Source organism: Streptomyces aidingensis (genome assembly GCF_900112355.1).
Classification (GTDB): domain Bacteria; phylum Actinomycetota; class Actinomycetes; order Streptomycetales; family Streptomycetaceae; genus Streptomyces; species Streptomyces aidingensis.
In genome coordinates this window covers 72,849-91,608 of sequence record NZ_FOLM01000012.1, presented here as the reverse complement: position 1 = coordinate 91,608, position 18,760 = coordinate 72,849, and the positions used below count along the sequence as shown (strand labels likewise).

Annotated in this window: 12 protein-coding genes and 1 pseudogene; 5 read left to right on the top strand and 8 right to left on the bottom strand. The window is 73.5% G+C overall.

Translation table 11 applies throughout. The features are described from left to right. Positions 1–160 precede the first annotated feature (160 nt). The 4 genes and pseudogenes from BM242_RS20595 to BM242_RS30435 all read right to left on the bottom strand — a co-directional run. The gene (locus BM242_RS20595) at positions 161–2,422 is read right to left on the bottom strand and encodes an MMPL family transporter (RefSeq protein ID WP_245834331.1); all 2,262 of its coding nucleotides are present in this window, start codon (positions 2,420–2,422) and stop codon (positions 161–163) included. Between the two features lie 307 nt (positions 2,423–2,729). Next, positions 2,730–3,623, bottom strand: a complete 894-nt coding sequence (locus tag BM242_RS20590) for a 4'-phosphopantetheinyl transferase family protein (protein WP_093840369.1) — start codon at positions 3,621–3,623, stop codon at positions 2,730–2,732. Then, positions 3,620–5,377 carry an acyl-CoA dehydrogenase family protein gene (locus BM242_RS20585; RefSeq protein WP_093840368.1) on the bottom strand — a complete coding sequence of 586 codons (1,758 nt, stop codon included), beginning with the start codon at positions 5,375–5,377 and terminating at the stop codon, positions 3,620–3,622. The genes BM242_RS20590 and BM242_RS20585 overlap by 4 nt, the downstream gene beginning before the upstream one ends. A gap of 295 nt (positions 5,378–5,672) precedes the next feature. Continuing rightward, positions 5,673–5,870 (bottom strand): annotated as a pseudogene (locus BM242_RS30435) (oxidoreductase); the annotation flags it as partial. Positions 5,871–6,135: 265 nt separating this feature from the next. Here BM242_RS30435 and BM242_RS20575 point away from each other — a divergent pair. After that, positions 6,136–7,152, top strand: coding sequence for a TerC family protein (locus BM242_RS20575; RefSeq protein WP_093840366.1), 1,017 nt, complete (start codon positions 6,136–6,138; stop codon positions 7,150–7,152). A 42-nt stretch (positions 7,153–7,194) separates the two neighbouring features. Here BM242_RS20575 and BM242_RS20570 read toward each other — a convergent pair whose 3' ends face one another. Genes BM242_RS20570 through BM242_RS20560 form a run of 3 tightly spaced genes read right to left on the bottom strand, consistent with a single transcriptional unit; the run spans position 7,195 to position 12,528 of the window. Continuing rightward, entirely contained in the window at positions 7,195–11,889 is a 4,695-nt protein-coding gene (locus BM242_RS20570; protein WP_175541503.1) for a wHTH domain-containing protein, read from the bottom strand. A 53-nt stretch (positions 11,890–11,942) separates the two neighbouring features. Further along, the gene (locus BM242_RS20565) at positions 11,943–12,323 is read right to left on the bottom strand and encodes a hypothetical protein (protein ID WP_093840364.1); all 381 of its coding nucleotides are present in this window, start codon (positions 12,321–12,323) and stop codon (positions 11,943–11,945) included. Next, a complete protein-coding gene (locus tag BM242_RS20560; protein ID WP_093840363.1) occupies positions 12,310–12,528 on the bottom strand; it encodes a hypothetical protein in 219 nt (72 codons plus the stop codon). Before BM242_RS20560 ends, BM242_RS20565 begins: the two co-directional genes overlap by 14 nt. 129 nt (positions 12,529–12,657) lie before the next feature. On the opposite strand from BM242_RS20560, the gene BM242_RS20555 reads away from it, so the two are divergent. The 3 genes from BM242_RS20555 (at position 12,658) to BM242_RS20545 (ending at position 13,991) form a co-directional block, all read left to right on the top strand. Beyond that, complete coding sequence (locus BM242_RS20555; protein ID WP_093840362.1) at positions 12,658–13,575, top strand: helix-turn-helix domain-containing protein; 918 nt, start codon at positions 12,658–12,660, stop codon at positions 13,573–13,575. Further along, positions 13,505–13,690 (top strand): DUF397 domain-containing protein, encoded by a 186-nt coding sequence (locus tag BM242_RS20550; protein WP_093840361.1) that lies wholly within the window; start codon positions 13,505–13,507, stop codon positions 13,688–13,690. The genes BM242_RS20555 and BM242_RS20550 overlap by 71 nt, the downstream gene beginning before the upstream one ends. Before the next feature lie 64 nt (positions 13,691–13,754). Beyond that, entirely contained in the window at positions 13,755–13,991 is a 237-nt protein-coding gene (locus BM242_RS20545; RefSeq protein ID WP_217652554.1) for a PIN domain-containing protein, read from the top strand. Between the two features lie 90 nt (positions 13,992–14,081). Here BM242_RS20545 and BM242_RS20540 read toward each other — a convergent pair whose 3' ends face one another. Then, positions 14,082–16,382, bottom strand: a complete 2,301-nt coding sequence (locus tag BM242_RS20540; RefSeq protein ID WP_093840360.1) for a catalase — start codon at positions 16,380–16,382, stop codon at positions 14,082–14,084. A 294-nt stretch (positions 16,383–16,676) separates the two neighbouring features. Between BM242_RS20540 and BM242_RS20535 the strand changes: the two genes are divergently transcribed. Further along, on the top strand, positions 16,677–18,671 hold the full coding sequence (locus BM242_RS20535) for an ATP-binding SpoIIE family protein phosphatase (protein WP_093840359.1): 1,995 nt from the start codon (positions 16,677–16,679) through the stop codon (positions 18,669–18,671). Positions 18,672–18,760 lie beyond the last annotated feature (89 nt).

The window sequence follows — 18,760 nt, the reverse complement described above, 5'->3', positions numbered from 1 at the left end:
TCTCGCTGCCGCAGCGGACTGGAGCCCAGGAATCGCCGAGAGGGTGCGATTGCTGCTTCGGTGAACGTGGTCTGATGCGAATCCCCCCGCCCGGGGGCCTGTTGGCTCCGGGTGGGGGGATTGCGTCCGGGGTGCGGGGGTCGGGGGGCGGGGGCAGGGGTCAGTGGCTTACCAGGTGGTGGTCCTGGGCGGTGGTGCCGGCCGGGGGCGGGGCGGTGGTGGTGCCGGCGCCGGGGGCGGGGCGGTTGTCGGGGGTGTCGGGTTCGCGCTCGGAGAGGTCCGGCAGCCAGCGCAGCCAGCTCGGCAGGTACCAGTTGGCCTCTCCGAGCAGCGCCATCACCGAGGGCAGCAGCACCGCCCGGATGATGGTGGCGTCCAGCAGCACGGCGACCGCCAGGCCGACGCCCATCTGCTTGACCGAGGTGGCCGAGACCGTGGCGAAGACCAGGAAGACCGCCACCATGATCAGCGCCGCGGCGGTGATCACGGATGCCGTGGAGCGCAGGCCGTGCACGATCGCGCCGCGGGTGTCCGCGCCGCGCAGCCGGGCCTCGCGGATCCGGGACACCACGAACACGTGGTAGTCCATGGAGAGTCCGAAGAGGATCACGAACAGGAACAGCGGCAGCCAGGAGGCGATCGGCCCGGCCGTGTGCGCGCCCGTCAGGCCGATGCCCACGCCCTCCTGGAAGACCAGGGTGAGCACCCCGTAGGCGGCGCCCGCGGAGAGCAGGTTGAGCACGATCGCGGTGAGTGCGATGGTCAGCGAGCGGAACGAGGCCAGCATCAGCACCAGGGTGAGCACCAGCACGAAGGACAGTACCGGCACCACCGCGTCGCCGAGCCGGTCGTTGAAGTCGACGGACCCGGCGGTGACGCCGCTGACCGCGGTGTCCACGCCGTCCACCGCGCCCAGGGTGGCGGGCAGCACCTCGCCGCGCAGCGTTTCCAGGGCCTCGACGCTGGTGTCGTCGGTGCCCTCGCCCGCCATCGGCACCTCGATGGCGAGCACCGAGCCGCCGTCGTGCTCGGTCACCTCGATCGGTTCGAACAACTGCCCGGTGGCGACGGCCTCGGTGCGGAAGTCCTCGACCGCCGCGGCCACCGCGCCGCGGTCGGCGTCACCCGCGTCCACCACCACGGTGGCCAGCGTGGCACTGCCGGGGAAGGACTCGTCGATCGCCTGCATGGCCTGGACAATGGGGGTGTCCGGGTCCATGTCGTCGGCGGCGCTGGGCATGGCGGTCTGCATGCCGAGCACCGGCAGGGCGAGTGCCAGCAGCGCGCCGACCGCCACCGCGGCGGACAGCGCGGGCCGGCGCAGCACCCCGTCGATCAGCACCCGCCAGAAGCGGGAGTCGCCGCCCTTGCGCTCGCGGCGCAGGAACGGCAGCCGGCCCTTCTCCACCTTGTCGCCGAGCATGGCGAGCATGGCGGGCAGCACGGTCACCGAGCCGAGCACGGCGACGGCGACAGCGGCGATGGCGGCCACGCCCATGGCGGCGAAGGTGGCGATGCCGGTGAGGAACATGCCGGCCATGGCCACGATGACGGTCAGTCCGGAGACCACGACCGCCCGGCCGGAGGTGGCCGCGGCGATCCTCAGGGCGGTGGCGTTGTCATGGCCGGCCGCCCGCTCCTCGCGCGCGCGGCGCAGGTAGAACAGGCTGTAGTCGACGCCCACGGCCAGCCCGACCAGCATCAGCACCACATTGGCGTTGAGATCGGTGGGCACCGCGTGGCTGCTGACGGCGAGCAGGCCGTAGGCGGCGGCGGTGGCGGTGAGCGCCAGCACCACCGGCAGCACGCTGGCCACCAGCGCGCCGAAGGCCACCAGCAGGATGCCGATGGCGAGCGGCACAACGGCGTACTCGGCGAAGACCAGGTCCTCGGCGAAGGTGTCGTCCAGCGCCTTCTGGGCGGTGGCCTCGCCGAAGAGTTCGGCGGAGACCTCCGGGTGGGCGGCCACGGCCTCCTCGACGGCGTCGAGAACGGGGCCGATGTCCTTGGAGGCGTCGATGCGGCCCTCGGTCATGGTGTAGCCGACCAGTGCGGCCGTGCGGTCCTCGGAGATGGTGCCGGTGTCGTAGGGGGAGTCGACCGCGGAGACGTGCTCGGAGCCGTCCACCGCGGAGACCACGTCGTCGACGGCCGCCCGGAACGCGGCGTCGTCGGCGGTCACATCCGTGCCGGTGAGGAGCACGAGCTCCTGCGCGGGCGATTCGACGCCCGCGTCGGCCAGGATCTGCGCCGCCCGGCCGGACTCGCCGACACCGTTGTCCACGTCGTCGGACAGCACCGTGCCCAACGAGCCGCCCATCGAGGCGAGCACAACGAACAGCAGCCAGCCGAACACGGCTGTCTTCCGGTGCTGCGCGCTCCACCCACCGATTGCAGCGGCAATGCCCTTCTTGGCTGCCACGTCGGTCCTCCTCTAGTAGGTCGCCTCATCGGCTTGGCCTCAGCGTGTGTCATCGCGGTGGAGCCGCCCTTGAGCGCATCCGTGACGGATTCCTATACGCTGAGTAACTTTGACGCTGCGTCAGCATGTGCGGGAGCAACCGTCACGGCCGGTGAACGCGGGAAGCGGAAGCGGGGAGCGGGAAGCGGGCGGCGGCGGATATCCCTTGGTGCCCGACCGTGCTCGGACCGTGCTCGGACCCCGCTCGGGCGCGGCTCGGGCCGGCGGGGCAGCAGCGGCCGGACGGCCGGGCCGCCGGGCCGCCGGGTCAGCCCGCGCGGGTGCCCCAGATGGCGCGGGCGGTGGCGCGGTTGACGACGGTGCCGCCGCGGATGTCCTCGGAGGAGCCGGTCGGCAGATACTGCAGCGCCACCGCCGCCAGCATCCCGCCCTCCAGGTCCAGGCTGTGGAACCGCCAGGCCGAGGCGTCCACCGGGGCGCCGTCCCGGCCGCACAGCACGGCCGCGCCCGGCCCGGCCGCCACCGTGTCGCCGCGGACCGCGCCGCGGCTGCCGCGCGGCGGCGCCGGGGCGAAGCCGAATTCGGTGAAGGAGAACCGCAGCCCCTGGCCCAGCGCCTTGCTGTACGCCTCCTTCAGCATCCAGATGCGCAGCAGCCGGGCCGGCCGCTCCTCCGCCGGGCCCTCGTTGACCGCCGCCAGCTCGGGCGGGGTGCAGATGTGCCGGTCCAGTTCGGCCACTTCGGCGGCCCGGCCGGCCGGCTCCACATCCACCCCTATCCGGCCCCGGGAGGTGACCCCTACCAGGATGATGTCGCCGGTGTGGCTGAGCGAGATGTCCACCTGGTCGTAGCCGCGGGCATAGGGCCGGCCGCTGAGGTGGTAGCCGATGTCCACGCCGCCCGGCGGTACGCCGATGGCCGCGGCCACCACGCAGCGCAGCAGCACCCGGGAGGCGGCGAACCGCTCCCGGACGACGCCGTCCTCCATCGCCGTGTACCGGGGCAGGTCCCGGCCGAGCAGGGTGCGCACCCGCGGCTCGACCGGGCGGTCCTCCGCCCAGCGGCCCAGGGTGGTGGCGGCCAGCGCCACCCCCGTGGTGCGGATGTCCTTGGACACCACGTCCCACACCCCCCAGGGCGCGCCCACCATGCGCACCGGGGGGAGTCCGCGTTTCCGCTCCGCGCGTTCCGTACCGCTCATCCCGTCAGCTCCGCGGCGTAGAGGTCGAAGGCGCGGGCGCCGTCGGCCCGCCGCCGCAGTTCGTCGTGGACCCGGTCCACCGCCGCGGCCGGCACCGGCGGCACCGGGCGGCCCAGGCGGCGCAGCAGCCGGTCCAGGGCCAGCAGCAGCCAGGCCGGGTCGGCCAGGAAGCCCGCGCCGGGGTCGTCGGCGGGCGCCGCCGCGGCCTCCCGCCACACACCCAGGCAGGAGGCGGCGGCCAGCAGCAGGGCGTAGCGCTCGCTGAGCGGGATGGCGCGCGGGTCGTCCACCGGGTCGCCGGTGTCGAAGCCCAGGTCGGTGGCGGTCTCCAGGACATCGGCCAGTTCGGCGGCGAAGGCGGTGGCGCGCACCGCGAACTCGTCGGCCAGGTCGTCGGAGGTGCCGGCCGGGCCGAGTTCCCCGCTGTCCACGGCGCGGGACAGATAGCCCCACAGCCGGTCGCCGCCGCCGAACTGCGCCAGCCGGTCCGGGTCCAGGGCGGGCACGGCGGTGCCCGGCCGGAACAGTGCGGGGTCGGGCTGGGCCGTGCGGTTGTCCCGGTCCCGGGCCAGCATCGGCAGGAACGGCACGATCGCGGTCTGGCACACCGCGCTGCCGACGTGGCCGAAGCTGACCGTGTCCACGTCCCGCAGATGCTTGCGGACCAGCGCGGCCGGGCCGGCGGTGGTGTGGAAGCCGTCGCCCAGGATGGTGGACAGGTGGTGCATGGACTCGCTCAGCACCTTCGGCACCAGATACTTGGCGGCAGCAGTCAATACGTCACACTGCTCCGGCACGAGGTGGAGGGAGCGGGTGGCGGTCAGCGTCAGGCAGTCCGCGATCAGCAGGTCGGTGAAGGCACCGTTGACGGCGGTGCGCACCTGGGCGGGGGTGGAGCGGCCGGGCCGGGCACGCCCGGCGGCGAAGCGCAGCGTGGCGCGCAGCGCGGTGTCGCCCAGGCCGATCAGCATGGCGGCGATGGTGGCGTTCATCAGCGGATAGGCGGAGGCGCCCGCCGCCACGCCCTGGCCCCAGCCGCCGACCAGGGAGGAGGCCGGGACCGGGCACTCCAGCAGTTCCAGTCCGCCCAGGCCCATGCCGCCCCAGCCGGCCGGCGCGCCGCCGAGCCGCTTCATCCAGGGGCCGGGCAGGCGGTCCCGGTCCAGCAGGAAGAGGGAGTGGCCGTCCGGGCCGGAGGCGTAGGCCAGGATCAGTTCGGCCCGGTCGAGGTTGTTGATGGCCGGCTTGCGGCCGGAGAGGACGTAGCCGCCGCCGGCCGGCTTGGCGCGGAACTCCTCCTGGAAAAAGATGTTGGCGTGTTCGAGCTGGTGGCAGGCGATGGCGAGCCGGCCGCCGCCGAGCAGCGCGTCGGCGGTGCGGCGGCGCTGCGCCTCGCTGCCGGCCGCCCAGACCACGGAGGCGACCAGCAGGGAGGAGATGCCGCCGATGGCGCCCAGCCGGGCGTCCCGGCGGAAGACCGGGCGCAGCACGGCGCCGGCGGTGTCCATGCCCACCAGCCGGCCGCCCAGGGCGGCGGGCACGAACTCGGCGTTCAGCAGGTGCTCGTCGTACTTCTCCAGGGCCGCCGCCAGACAGCTCTCCCGCTCGTCGGCGGCCAGGATTTCGGTGAAGCCCAGGGGGTTGTCCTCGTCCCACGGATCGCCGAACGCCTGGTCCACCGCGGTGATCCGGCGCCGGACCGCGACCCACTGGTCCACCGCCGGCTGTCGCGGGCGCACCTCGCTCAGCAGCATGTCCGTCTCCTCTCGCGCGACACCGGGAACCCCACGGTGCGCCCCCGCGCTAGAGGCTTTCTTGGCCCGCGCCGGACGCCGACTCGTCTCCGGGCGGGTTTTCGCGCATTCCGCTTGTGGGGAAGGTGTCGGGGTTCCGGGCGGACTCGGTGCGCCACTCTTGCGCCACCCGCCTGCGGCCTGCCGCACGCCGGGCAGGGCCTCGGTCGGCCGGTCGAGGGCAGTACCTCGTACTCCTTCCGCCGGCCCCGGGCGGGCTGCCCGGACGGCAGGGCACGCACCAGCCCCTGCTCCGGTAGCCCTCGGAGCCCATGATCTCCACGCCGTCGTACCCGCCGGGGCGGGCCGGTTCCGCCGCCCGTACGAAGTCCTCGATCGTCGCCTCGACCGCCTCCTCGGGCAGGGCCCGCGGGGTGAACGGGCTGATCGGTGCCTTCAGCGCGCTCGGCGCGACCGGGTCCCGGTGGTAGGCGTACCGCCCGAAGTGCAGCAGCGGCACAATGACCGGCGTCTCATCCCGCGCCACGCCCGGGGATGTGCGGGGCGTTACATGACGCGCCCTTTACCGTTTCTTGGTTGGTGCCGTAGGCTCCTCGGCAGTGGAGGGGAGTACTCCCCCGCGGCGTCTTCGTCAATACGGACCGGACCTGACCCGGTCCCGGAGCGCCGGCCCGGCCCCCCGGGTGGAAGAGACCTCCGGCATTCGCATCATGTCGTGCCCTGTCCAGGCATGTGCCGTTCCGGCCGGAGGATTCTCTGTGGATATCTCGCTGACCGCTTGGGTGCTGACCGTTGTCGGCCTGAGCGCCCTGATCGCCGTCGATTTCTTCTTCGGCCGCAAGCCGCACGAAGTGTCGCTGCGCGAAGCCGGGACCTGGACGATCATCTGGGTGGTGCTGGCCATCCTCTTCGGCATCGGGCTGTGGCTGTTCGGCGGCGGCCAGCCGGCCGGCGAGTTCTTCGCCGGGTACGTCACCGAGAAGTCCCTCAGCGTCGACAACCTCTTCGTCTTCGTGCTGATCATGGCGAAGTTCGCCGTCCCGCCCGCCTACCAGGCCCGGGTGCTGATGATCGGCGTCCTCATCGCCCTCGTCCTGCGGGGCATCTTCATCGCCGCCGGGGCCACGCTGATCGCGCACTTCTCCTGGGTCTTCTTCATCTTCGGCGCGTTCCTGATCTGGACCGCCTGGAAGCTGATCCGCGAGGCCCACGCCGAGGCGCAGGGCAAGGAGGAGGAGGCCTACGAGGAGAACCGCCTGCTCAAGCTCATCGAGCGCCGCGTGCCCTCCACCCCGGAGTACCACGGCACCAAGCTCACCATCATGGAGAACGGCAAGCGGCTGATCACCCCGATGCTGCTGGTGATGCTGGCCATCGGCTCCACCGACCTGCTGTTCGCGCTGGACTCCATCCCCGCGATCTTCGGCCTGACCCAGGACCCGTACATCGTCTTCACCGCCAACGCCTTCGCCCTGATGGGCCTGCGGCAGCTCTACTTCCTGATCGGCGGCCTGCTCCAGCGGCTGGTGCACCTCTCCTACGGCCTGTCCGTCATCCTCGGCTTCATCGGCGTCAAGCTGCTGCTGCACGCCCTGCACGAGTACGGCGTCCACGTCCCGGAGATCTCCATCCCCGTCTCCCTCGGCGTGATCTGCGCCGTCCTGGCCGTCACCACCGTCACCAGCCTCCGCGCCTCCCGCAAGCAGCGTGAGCAGGAGCGGGCCGGTGCCGGTGCCGCCGCCTCCGGCGGCGACAGCGGCGACGCGCAGAAGTGAGCCCGGGCCGGGGCCCCGGCCCCGGCCCGCACCCCGGCCCGCTCAGCATCCCGGACCCGGCCCCGGCCGGGCCGGGACGAGCTGTTCCGGAACCTCGAAACCGAGCCCGGTGAGCCGGCCCCGCAGCGCGGAGACCGGCTCGCCGAAGAACACGGCCGCCCGCAGCACATGCACCGCCGGGACCGGCCGGTCCTCGGCCAGCCAGGGACCGCGTCCGTCCAGATCGGCGCTGACCATTCTCAGGTCCTCGGGCCGGAGCTGGTCCGGAAGCCGGTCCGTCCGCGGCACGGCGAAGCCGAGTTCGGCCAGCCGCCGGGCGGCTTCGAGGGGCGACATATAGGTCCGGCGCGCCGCCCGTAGCAGCGCCACCGGCCCCGCCGAGGAACCCCGCAGCCAGTCGCCGTCCACGCTGTTCCAGTCCCCGATCAGGGCACGGTCCGCCGCCGGGTCGAAGGGCAGCCCTTCGGTGTCCGCGGTCCGCAGCCCCAGGGCCCGCAGCCGTCCGGTCACCTCGTCCAGCGGCATGCGAAGCCGGGCGGCGAGGGCCATCAGCGGGCCGAGGCCGAGCGTGGTGCCGGGCAGCCGGGGACCGGTGCCGAGCGTGTCCAGCAGCAGCAGGTCCTTGTGCTCCTCGCCGGCCTCCGGGGCCTCCGGGGCTTCCGGCGCCTTGGGGACCGCAACGCCTCGCGCGGCGAGGTGCCGCGCCATCTCCCAGGGGGTCCGGTTGGCGAGCTGGGCGAGCAGCAGAAGCTGCGGCCGGGTCACCGCCCGCGGGACGGCCTCGCCGGAGGCGGCGGCGCCGTCCCCCTGCGCGCGGCCGGGCAGCAGCGACAGGTCGGGCAGCCGGAAGCCCAGGGCCTGCACGCGGGTGGTCAGGGGTTCGTTCCCGGAGCCGGTGACGTCCTGGTAGACGTAGGGGTCCGCGCGCGGTGCGGCGGGGCGGGGCGGGCTGCCGCGGAGCACCGGCCCGGCGGGCGGGGCGGGCACCGCCGTGCCCTTGCGCGAGAACAGCCGGGCCTTCTTGCGCCCGGGGCGCCGGCCGGATTCGGCCGGCGCCGCGCCGCCGTCCGGGGGGTCCGCGCCGGGCACCTGGTAACCGAGGGCTGCCAGCCGGCCGGCCACCTCCGCCACCGGCCGGCGCAGCCGTGCCGCCACCGTGGTCAGATGCCGCTGCGGCACCGGGCGGTCGTCCGGCAGCCAGGGAGCGCTTTCGTCCGCCATCAGTCTCACGCTGATCAGGTCGTTCTCCGTCAGGTCCGCGGGGAGTGCGGAGTCGTCGGCGGTCTCATAACCCAGTTCCCGGAAGCGGCGGGCCAGGGCCGCGGGGTCCCGGCCGGTGCGGACCGCCAGAGCGATGAGCGCTCCCCGGCTGACCGGCGACGGCGGGTCCTCGACGAGCTCCAGCAGCGCGGCGTCGCCGGGCAGCGCGGTCACCTGGTCCGCCGGCACCTCCGCCGCGTCCGCGCCGGTGTCGTCGGGCGCGGCGGCGAGGTAGGCGCCGAGCCGCCACTCCCAGACCCCCGCCGGTCTGCCGTACCGGCCCCCACCGGCGAGATACCGGACCGCGGCGGGGAGAGAGAAGAAGGAGTAGTGATCCCTCCAGTCGGCCGGAGGGTTCTCGAAGTCCTCGCCGAAGTGGCCGAAGACGGCGATCCGCCGCCGGTTGTCCGGGCCCAGGTCCCAGCAGCGGGCGGGGTCGGCGGCGAGGCTCCGCAGGATCTCGTCCGCCAGCGCCGGGGCTTCCGCGGCCACCCGGCGCAGCCAGTCGTAGCCGGGCGGGCCGTCCGGGGCGGCGCACAGGGCGCCGACCGCGTCGCGCAGCGCCGCCTCGGTGCGGGCCCGGTCGTGGCGGACCACGGAGCGCCGGTCGACCGACAGCGCGGGGGCCTCGGGACCGGTGAGGTTGACGACCGTGCCGAAGCGGGGAGTCCCGGCCCACAGGCCGTCGGCCAGCAGTCCCCCGGGCCCGTCGCACCACCAGACGCCGATCGGTTCCCGCCCGGTGCCCACCGCCACCAGCCAGTTTCCGGAGCGCCGGGCGTCCGGCGCCATGGGGTCCTCGGAGCCGACCGGTGCCGCCTCGCTCAGCCTGCCCGGTTCCCACGTCACGCTGTCGTCGCCGTGCTGGGCGGTGGTCGGGAACTCCGCCACCCACAGCAGCCGGCGCAGCACATCGGTGCAGGAGAGGGCCGCCACCAGGGGCGAGAGGTAGAGGCGGACGGTGGTGCCGGCGTCCGGGCCGGTGCCCAGCGGGGTGATGCGGAACAGCGCGCCCGGCCCGGCGATGCTGACCCGCAGCAGGTCGCCGGGCGTGCCGTCCCGGCCCAGCCGGCAGGTGGTGACCTCGATCTCGTCGGCCAGCATGAAGTAGCTGAGCACGCCGATTCCGAACTGGCTGTTGGGGTGCAGCACCACGGGCGGGTCCAGGGCGGCCCAGCCGGCCTGTTCCTCCAGGAACTCCGGGAAGTCCGCGAACCGGCTGCCGGCCCGGGCGAACAGGTCGCGGATCTCCCGCACCCCCATCCCGATGCCGTTGTCCGCGCACTCGATATAGGCCCGGCCGCGCTCGTCCACGCCCTGCCGGAACGCGATCCGGCCCTCCCAGCGCGGCTCCGCCCCGGGCTCCGTTCCGGGCGGCGCGCCGCCCGTGCGGCGCAGGTACTCGGTGCGGGCGCGGCGGTAGCGGCAGGCGTCCAGTGCGTTCTGGTACAGCTCGCGCAGGGCGAGCGCCCGGTCGCCGTAGAGCTGTTCGCCCATGAGGAGTTCCTGCACGCGGTCGTCGGCCAGCCGGAAGTGGACGCCGGTGGCGCCGTAGATGCGCCGGCTCTCGGCGTCCGACATCTCCACCCCGTCGGCGGCGGCCCGGCTGGGCAGACCGGCCAGCGGGGCGAGCGCCGGTTCCTGGGCGACGGCCTCCTGTACCGCGCCGAGCAGGGCGCCGACCCGGTCCGCCTGCTCCTGGAGCGCCAGGTAGACGGCCGGATGGCCGCAGGCCGCGTGGAGCACCCGGGACGTGGTGCCGCGCGGGGACCAGGCGGCAGCCGCCAGGGTGCGGTGCAGCCCCGGTATGTCCACGCTGTCCGCGATGCCCAGGTGGTCCACCACCACATCGCCGAGCCGGGCCGGGTCGATCGCCAGCAGCGAGGAGAGCGACAGCAGGACCGCCAGCAGCTTCTCCCGCACCTCCTGCTCGTCCCGGGTGCCGGGGGCGACGGTGGCCCGGGCGGCCAGGCCGTCCCCGGTGAGGAAGCGGGTCCCCTCCCGGGTGGCGCGCAGCAGCCGGGCGATCCGGCCCGGGTCGAGCGTCTGGCGCAGCAGCGCGGAGCCGGCGTGCTCGGCCGCGTCGGACACCTCGTGCAGCAGTTTCCCGGCCTCGTCGCCGAGCACCGCGGAGAGCGTGCGGTCGGCCCAGTGGGCGCAGGCCCACCAGCCGATCGCCGCCGCGCCCTCGATGTCGCCGCCGGTCCGGGCCCAGACGGCACGGCGGGTGAGCCGCGGATTGCCGCGCACATACCGCCGGAACCCGGGGGTCAGCGGGTCCTCCCCGGCTTGGACGCCGCCGCGGGCGCTGCCGGGCGGCGACAGCCAGTCGGCGGCCGGGCCGGGGGGCAGCTCCGCGGCCAGCCGGCGCAGCCCGAGGAGATGATCCAGGAACGGGGACAGCACCAGCAGGGACGCCTCGGCCGGGGAGAGCTCGATCCCCGGCCCTCCGGGGTCCGGGGCCACGTCGGAGAGCCGGGGGGTGAGGAGGAACTGGAGGCGGTCGGCAGTGCGTTCGGCGAGGGCGCCGTCGTACCAGGGGTTGCCGGCGGTGGCCGCGGCCGGTCCGTCGCGCAGTTCGGCGAGGCGGCCGACCATCCGCACGGTGGCGTCGCGGGTCACCTCCAGGCCGCGGCGGCCGGCAGCCAGGGCCCATGCCTGGTGCTCGCGCGCCACACGCACCCAGGGGTGGGCCGGCGCGCCGTGGGCGTCCCGGGCGGCGGTGGTTCCGCCGGGCAGCATCAGAAACTCCCGGTCGTCGTGCTCGCCCAGCAGCACGACCTTCTGCGGTGGCGTCCGGTGCAGCCGCCGCAGCCGGTTCATGCGGTCCTGGAGGGCGGTGCGGGCGTCGGCCAGGCTGGCGGGGGCGGCGGGATCGCGGACCAGCTCGCACAGGGCGCGGGTGAACACGCTGAACGGCTCGTTCCCCTCGCCGCCCCGGACGTAGTAGGCGAGCTGGCCGGGTGAGCAGGCGAAGAGGTAGGCGACCTGGCGGCGCTCGGCCAGCGCCCGCTGGTTCCTGGTCCAGCCGGAGTACCAGCTCGTGTTGAGGGCGTTGAGGTGGACGCCCTCGCGGCAGGCGTCCACCGCCACCAGCACGCCGGCGGCCTCGCACTGGTCGAGTTCGCGCCGCCAGCCGATCTCCACCAGCGAATCGGTGAGCGGGTGCAGACCGGTGTCGGCGTCCGCCGGGACCAGATAGTCGGAGCCGTCGATATGCAGGCCGTGGCCGCTGAGATAGAGAAACAGGCGGTCACCGGTCCGGGCGGTGGTCAGGAACTCCTGGATCTGCACCTTCACCCGGGTGCGGCCGGGCCGCACATCCGGCACGGCCGGGTTCTCGACCTCGTAGCCCCGGCCCTTCAGGGCATCGGCCAGCGCGGCGAGTTCGTCCTGGACAAAGGGCAGCGGGTCGAACGCCTTGTCCTGGTATTCGCCGACGCCGAGCAGCAGCGCACGGTAGCGGGTAGCGGTCACATCACCGAGCATCACCGGAAAACCGCCCGGGCTCCGCCGGGTTGCGCCCCCGATTACCCAACTGTGACCTCCCCTGCCACACCGCCGTCCCGCCCGCCGCCGGTCCCGGCCGCCGCGCCGTGTTCGACGATGGCGAGGGCCATGGGCACGGCTTCGTCGGGGCCGCAGTGGTGGCCGTCGCCGCCCTGCCAGGTGCCGTCCGGTGCGGGCTCGACCGTGCGCACACGGCAGTGCGGCCCGTGCGGCCCGTGCGGACCGTGCAGCTCCACGCTGATCACGGTGCAGCCCTCGTTCGCCATCACGCGGGCCGCGTGCTCGTACATGGTCAGGCTCACGTCCAGCCGGGTGCCGAGGGCGGCGGTGAAGTGCCGCCAGGCGGCGTTGACCAGGTCTGTTTCGCCGGTCAGCAGGATGACGGCGTCACGCGGGAACACCGGGCACCTCCGGCGTGTGCTGCTCGGTCCGGGAGGTCGTGCCGCCGGACTGCCGGGCGGCCCGCACGGCGTGGGCCGGGTAGATCAGGGCCCGGCATTCCGCGCAGATTTTGTTGCCCTCCTGGTCGGTGCTCAGTTCGCCGCCGTGCGTGCAGGGCGCGGCGTGGCCGGGCGGTGCCGGGTGATCGTCTCCGTGGTCATTCATACGAGGGAGTACCTCTTGCTGATCGGGGTGGCGAGCGGGTACATCTCAACTATCGATCCACCCGGGGTTTTTGATACGGCATAGCCGGTCGCAGAGGGCGGAAAACGACCGAACGAAAGTGCGGACAGGGTGAACAAGAGGCAGGCGCAGGCGGCGCAGGGCGCGGGCAGGAGACCGGACGAGATCACCGGCCGGGAGCTGATCAGACGGCAGCTCAAACGGCTGCGCGAATCATCCGGGCTGTCCATGCAGCAATTGGCGGACGAGTTCCACTACTCAAAGGGCCGGTACGCCGATATGGAGAGCGGCCGTACCCTGCCCACCAAGGAATTCGCGGCAGTCCTCGACCAGCGTTTCAAGCCGCTGCTCAAGTTCACCGAACTCCTGAGCAATGTGCGCGATGCGCTGATCGCGGAGCATATGAAGGAAATGCTCCCCAAGGAGCAGGCAGCGGTGCGCATCCAGACCTTCAGCTCCAGTGTGATGCCGGGGCTGCTCCAGACCGAGGAGTATGCGCGGGCACTGACCCGCGCCAGCATTCCCGGCGCACCGGACGACCAGATCGCCGCGCGGGTCTCGCTCCGCATGGAACGGCAGCTTCTCTTCTTCCGGGAGGACCCGCCGTTCTACTGGGCGATCCTGGACGAGGCGGTGCTGGCCCGGACGGTGGGGACGGACGAGGTGATGGCGGAGCAGCTTCGCCACCTGGAAGAAATCATCCTGAACCCCCGTAACAAGGTGCAGATTCTGCCCTTTGCCGCCCGAGAGCACGGAATGATGGGCGGTAGCCTGAACTTGTGGACCCTCAGGGACGGACGTACGGTCGCCCTGGCCGAGTCCTTCGGTCCGGGAGAGCCCATCGAGAGCCCGACCAGGGTCAGCTTCTACAGCGAGATGTTCGACGAGGTCAAAATCAACGCGCTTTCCCCGGAAGGCTCGCTTCGCCTCATCCGCCGATACCTCAAGGACTACCACCATGAAGCCGACGACGGACAGCCCGTGGCGCAAGAGCAGCTACAGCGGGGCGGACAACGGGCAGTGTCTTGAAGTCCGGGACGATGTTCCCGGAGCCATACCCGTACGCGACAGCAAGCGACCGCACCATGCCCCGCTGACCATCCCCCACCCAGCCTGGCAGACGTTCCTCACCCTCGTCCGCTGACCCGGCACACCGGCGGCGGCACACCGGGCCACGGCCGGCCGGGGGCAGGTGCCCCCGGCCGGCCGTGCCGCCTCGGGATACAGCGGCCAAGGCGGTGGAGCCGGCCCCGGACGGCCACCCCTCCACCACCTGGGGCCGGCTCTCCGCCGCAGGGATACAGCGAGGCCGGCCCCGCCCGGCCAACGACATGTGGATCGCTGCCTGTGCCCTCACCTACGACCTTCCGCCGGCCACCCTCAACCTCAAGGACTACGAAGACTTCAGGACGCATCACGGCCTGCGCATCCTGGGTGCCGGGTAGGGCGGAGGCGTCTGTCCGGCGGGTGACCGGGGGCACGTGACGTCGGTGAGGGGCCGGGCTGCGGGCCCGGCCCCCGTCGCGCGGAGCGGGTCAGTAGGTGGCGGGGGCCTGGGCGGGGAAGCGGTGCCAGACGCGGTGGTGGCGGAGGTGGCCGACGATGCCGTCGAAGACGGCGGCCGGGTTGTCCGAGGTGACGACGCCCGGGGCGTCGGGGGCGATGTTGAGGACCTCCCAGATGCGCCGCACATCGCCCCAGCCGCCGAGCGGCTTGGCGTGGCGGTAGGTCTCGTCGATGAGCAGCATGACGCGCGGGTCGGTGACGGGGCCGGCCTCGGCGCCGTCGCCGGCCTTGGCGTCGCGGGCGCCGAGGGCGTCCGCGCCCGGGGCCGGGGTGCCGGCCAGCACCAGGGCGTCGAACTCCACCGAGCGGGCGTTGGCGAAGGTGCGCTGGGCGGTCACGCCGCCGTCGCCGTCGCCGCCGTCGCCGAGGGCGGGGGCGATGACCAGGGGGACCATGTCCGCGTCCAGGGCGGCCCGGCGGACGGCGGCGACGGTGTCCGCGGCGGTGCCGCCGTCGGTGACGATGCCCAGGATGCGGCCGGTGACCGGCCATTCCTTGCCGACCTGGGAGAGCGCCGGGCTGGGCCGCACCTCGGCCAGTGCCTCCGAGGGCGCCGGGGCGGGCAGGCCGAGGCCCGCCGCGACCTGTTCGCACAGATACGGGTCGATGTTGGCCAGGACCCGGAGCTGGCGTTCCTGGATGGCGCGCTCCCAGCACTTGGAGAGCTCGAAGGTGTAGGCGTTGATGATGTGTTCCTTCTCCACGGGCGACATGGAGAGCCAGAAGCGGCGCGGGTGACTGAAGTGGTCGTCGAAGGTGGCGGGCGCCTCGCGGACCTTGGTGGCGGCGGCCAGCGGCACCGGCACCTCCACATAGCCGCCCTCGGCCGCCCCGGCGGCGAACGGGCAGCCGCCGTCCAGGGAGTTGGGCCGGTAGGGGGCGACGCCGCGGTGCACGGCGGTCTGGTGGAAGGAGTCCCGCTGCATGTCGTTGACGGGCGCGTGCGGCCGGTTGACGGGGATCTGCGGGAAGTTGGGCCCGCCGAGCCGGGTGATCTGGGTGTCCAGATAGGAGAACAGCCGCCCGGCCAGCAGCGGGTCGTCCGTGATGTCGATGCCGGGGACGAGGTGCCCGGGGTGGAAGGCGATCTGCTCGGTCTCGGCGAAGAAGTTGGCCGGGTTGGCGTTCAGGGTGAGCAGCCCGATCGGCTGCACCGGGGCGATCTCCTCCGGGACGATCTTGGTGGGGTCGAGAAGATCGATCCCTTCGAACATCTGCTCGGGAGTGTCCGGGAAGGTCTGGATGCCCAGCTCCCACTCCGGGTACGCCCCGGCCTCGATGGCGTCGGCCAGGTCCCGGCGGTGGAAGTCCGGGTCCATCCCGGCGGTGATCTGCGCCTCCTCCCACACCATGGAGTGCACGCCCTGTTTGGGCTTCCAGTGCCATTTGACCAGGGTGGTGGTGCCCTCCGCGTTGACCAGGCGGAAGGTGTGGATGCCGAACCCCTCCATGGTGCGGAAGGAGCGGGCGATGCCGCGGTCGGACATGTTCCACAGGGTGTGGTGGGTGGCCTCGGTGTGCAGGGAGACGAAGTCCCAGAAGGTGTCGTGGGCGCTCTGCGCCTGCGGGATCTCCCGGTCCGGATGCGGCTTGCCGGCGTGGATGACGTCGGGGAACTTGATGGCGTCCTGGATGAAGAAGACCGGGATGTTGTTGCCGACGAGGTCGAAGACGCCCTCGGAGGTGTAGAACTTGGTGGCGAAGCCCCGGGTGTCGCGCACCGTGTCGGCCGAGCCGCGCGAGCCGAGCACGGTGGAGAAGCGGACGAAGACCGGCGTCTGAGTGTCCTTGGCCAGAAAGGCCGCCTTGGTCACCTGAGCGGCCGTGCCGTAGGAGCGGAAGACCCCGTGCGCGCCCGCGCCCCGCGCGTGCACCACCCGCTCCGGGATGCGCTCGTGGTCGAAGTGCATGACCTTCTCGCGCAGGTGGTGGTCCTGGAGCAGGACCGGGCCGCGCGGACCGGCCTTGAGCGAGTGGTCGGTGTCCGGCAGCCGCAGCCCCTGCGCGGTGGTGTGATATGCCCCGGCCTGCGCCATTGCCGCCTGGTCCGCTCCGGTGGGCACTCCGGTGGGGCTGACCGTGGCGGGGCCGTGCTGGTCCGGCTTGGGCGGCAGCGGGTCGTGCGGCTCGGTGGGCTCCTCCAGCGGTGCGGGGCGGGCGGCGGGCGCCCCGGGGAGCTCCGCCTCCTCGCGGTCGTCCTCCCGGCCGCGGTCGGTGACGGCGCCGGCGACCTTCTGAGCGGCGGCTTTGACGGGGTTGGGCTGGTCCACATTTCCTCCTGGTCGGCGCCCCGGCGCTGCGGCGCCGGGCGGCGCTTGTTCCGTGCAGACAGCAACGACCCCACACGTGACCCCCTCCACGCTTCTCAAACCCGGCAAACAGTAAATTCCGCCCTTCACCACGGAGGTGTTGCACCGGACGCGTTCCGGGCGGCGGCAGCGGGCCGCCGCCCGCTGCCGCGCGAGGGCCGCGAGAGGACGTTTTAATGAAGGGGACCAGACACAGGGAGCCGGGACCGGCGCCCCGGTCCCGGCCCTGTCCGGCACCGCCGCAGTGAGGCACGCATGAGCCACCACAGTCGGCCGTCCCCCGCGGACCGGAACGGCACCGCAGAGCCCGCAGCCCCGGCAGAGCCCGGGGAGCCCGAGGACGCCGGCGAACCCGCGAAGCCGGAGCGGCGCCCCGGACCGATGCCGCCCTCCGCGCTCTCCCCGGCCACCCACCCGGACGGCGCGGCCGGGCCCCCTCGCCCGCACGAGCAGCAGCGGCTGGACCTGCTGCACGCCGCCGCGCTGCGCATCGGCAACTCACTCGACGTCACCGGCAACGCCGAGGAGATGGTCGGCGTGCTGGTGCCCACCTTCGCCGACCTGGGCGTGGTGGACATCACCGAACCCGTGCTCGCGGGCGAGGAACCCGGCGACCTGCTGCCCGGAACACCCATGCGACGGGTGGCGGTTGCCGCCGCGGACGGCCCCTGGCCGCCCGAGATGCACCCCTTGGGCGCCACCATCCTGCTGGGTGAGCAGGCGCGCGAGCACATCCGCCGCGGCTCGGCCGGGGTGATGTCCGATCTGACGAAGCTGCGCCGGGCGCTGCGGGACGACCCGGAGCAGAGCCGGACCATGCTGCCCCCGGGCGCCGCCTCCTTCCTGGTCCTGCCGCTCCAGGCCCGCGGCGCGGTGCTGGGCGCGGTGGCGCTGTGGCGCTGTGGCGACCGGCCCGCCTTCGAGCAGCGGGACGCCACGCTGGCCGAGGAGATCGGCTCCCGGCTGGCGCTGAGCATGGACAACGCCCGCCGCTACACCCGGGAGCGGCGTACCGCCGAGGCGCTGCAGCGCAGCCTGCTGCCCCGGCCGATCGTCAACATCACCGCGGCCGAGACCTCCGGGGTGTACGCCCCGGCCTCCACCGCGGCCGGGATCGGCGGCTCCTGGTACGACGTGATCGCCCTCTCGTCCACCCGGGTCGCGTTCGTGGTGGGCCGGGTCGCCGGACACGGCGTCAACGCGGCGGGCGCCACCGGACGGCTGCGGTCGGCCGTGCAGACCCTGGCCGACCTCGATCCGGCGCCGGACGAACTGCTCACCCACCTGGACGACTTGGTGGTGCGGTTCAGCGAGAACGAACAGCGGCCGGAGGCAGGGCGGGGCGCGGGGGCGGGCACGGGCACGGGCACCCGCACGGGCAGGGGCAGGGGTTCCGGTACCGGCGGGGCGCCGGCGGCGGGGAACGCCGCCCCGCCGGATCCGCCCGCCGACTCCAGCACCCTGCTGGGCGCCACCCTGCTCTACGCCACCTACGACCCGGTGTCCCGGCAGTGCCTGATCGCCAGCGCCGGGCACCCCTCCCCCGTACTGACCCGGCGGGCCGACGGCACCCCGCAGAGCGTCGATCTGGTCCCCGGCCCGCCGCTCGGCGTCGGCGGAGAGCCCTTCGAACCGCTGGAGCTGCGGCTCGATCCGGGCGATGTGCTGGCCTTCCACAGCGGCAGCGCCACCCCGGAACCCGATCTGGACGCGCTGCGCACCGGTGCCCGGGCGGCGGCGGCCGACGGCGCCGGGCCGCTGGCCGGGGTCGGCCGCCGGGTACTGGCCGATCTCCAGCACCAGCCGCGTCTGGACGATCTGGCGCTGCTGCTGGCCCGGGTACAGGAGGTGCCGGAGGGCTCGACCGCCGCCTGGGAGCTGCCCGCCGATCCCAGCCTGGTCGCCGACATCCGCTCGCTGGTCTCCGCCCGGCTCACCGACTGGGGCCTGGCCGAGCTGGCCTTCGCCACCGAGCTGATCGTCAGCGAGCTGGTCACCAACGCCATCCGCTACGCCGGCGGACCGGTCGGCATCCGGCTGATCCGCGACCAGCGGCTGATCTGCGAGGTCTCCGACCCCAGCCAGACCCAGCCGCATCTGCGCCGCGCCCGGCTCTCCGACGAGGGCGGCCGGGGCCTGTTCCTGGTCGCCCAGCTGGCCCACCGCTGGGGCAGCCGCTACACCCCCACCGGCAAGACCATCTGGACCGAACAGTCCCTGGAACCGCTGAGGGCGGCCGGCCGGCCGTGAGGGCGTGCACGGACGCACAAGGATCACCACGGAACGTTCGTTTCCGGTTTGCCTATATGTCGGTGCTGTGAGAACTGCCGCCGCCCGCG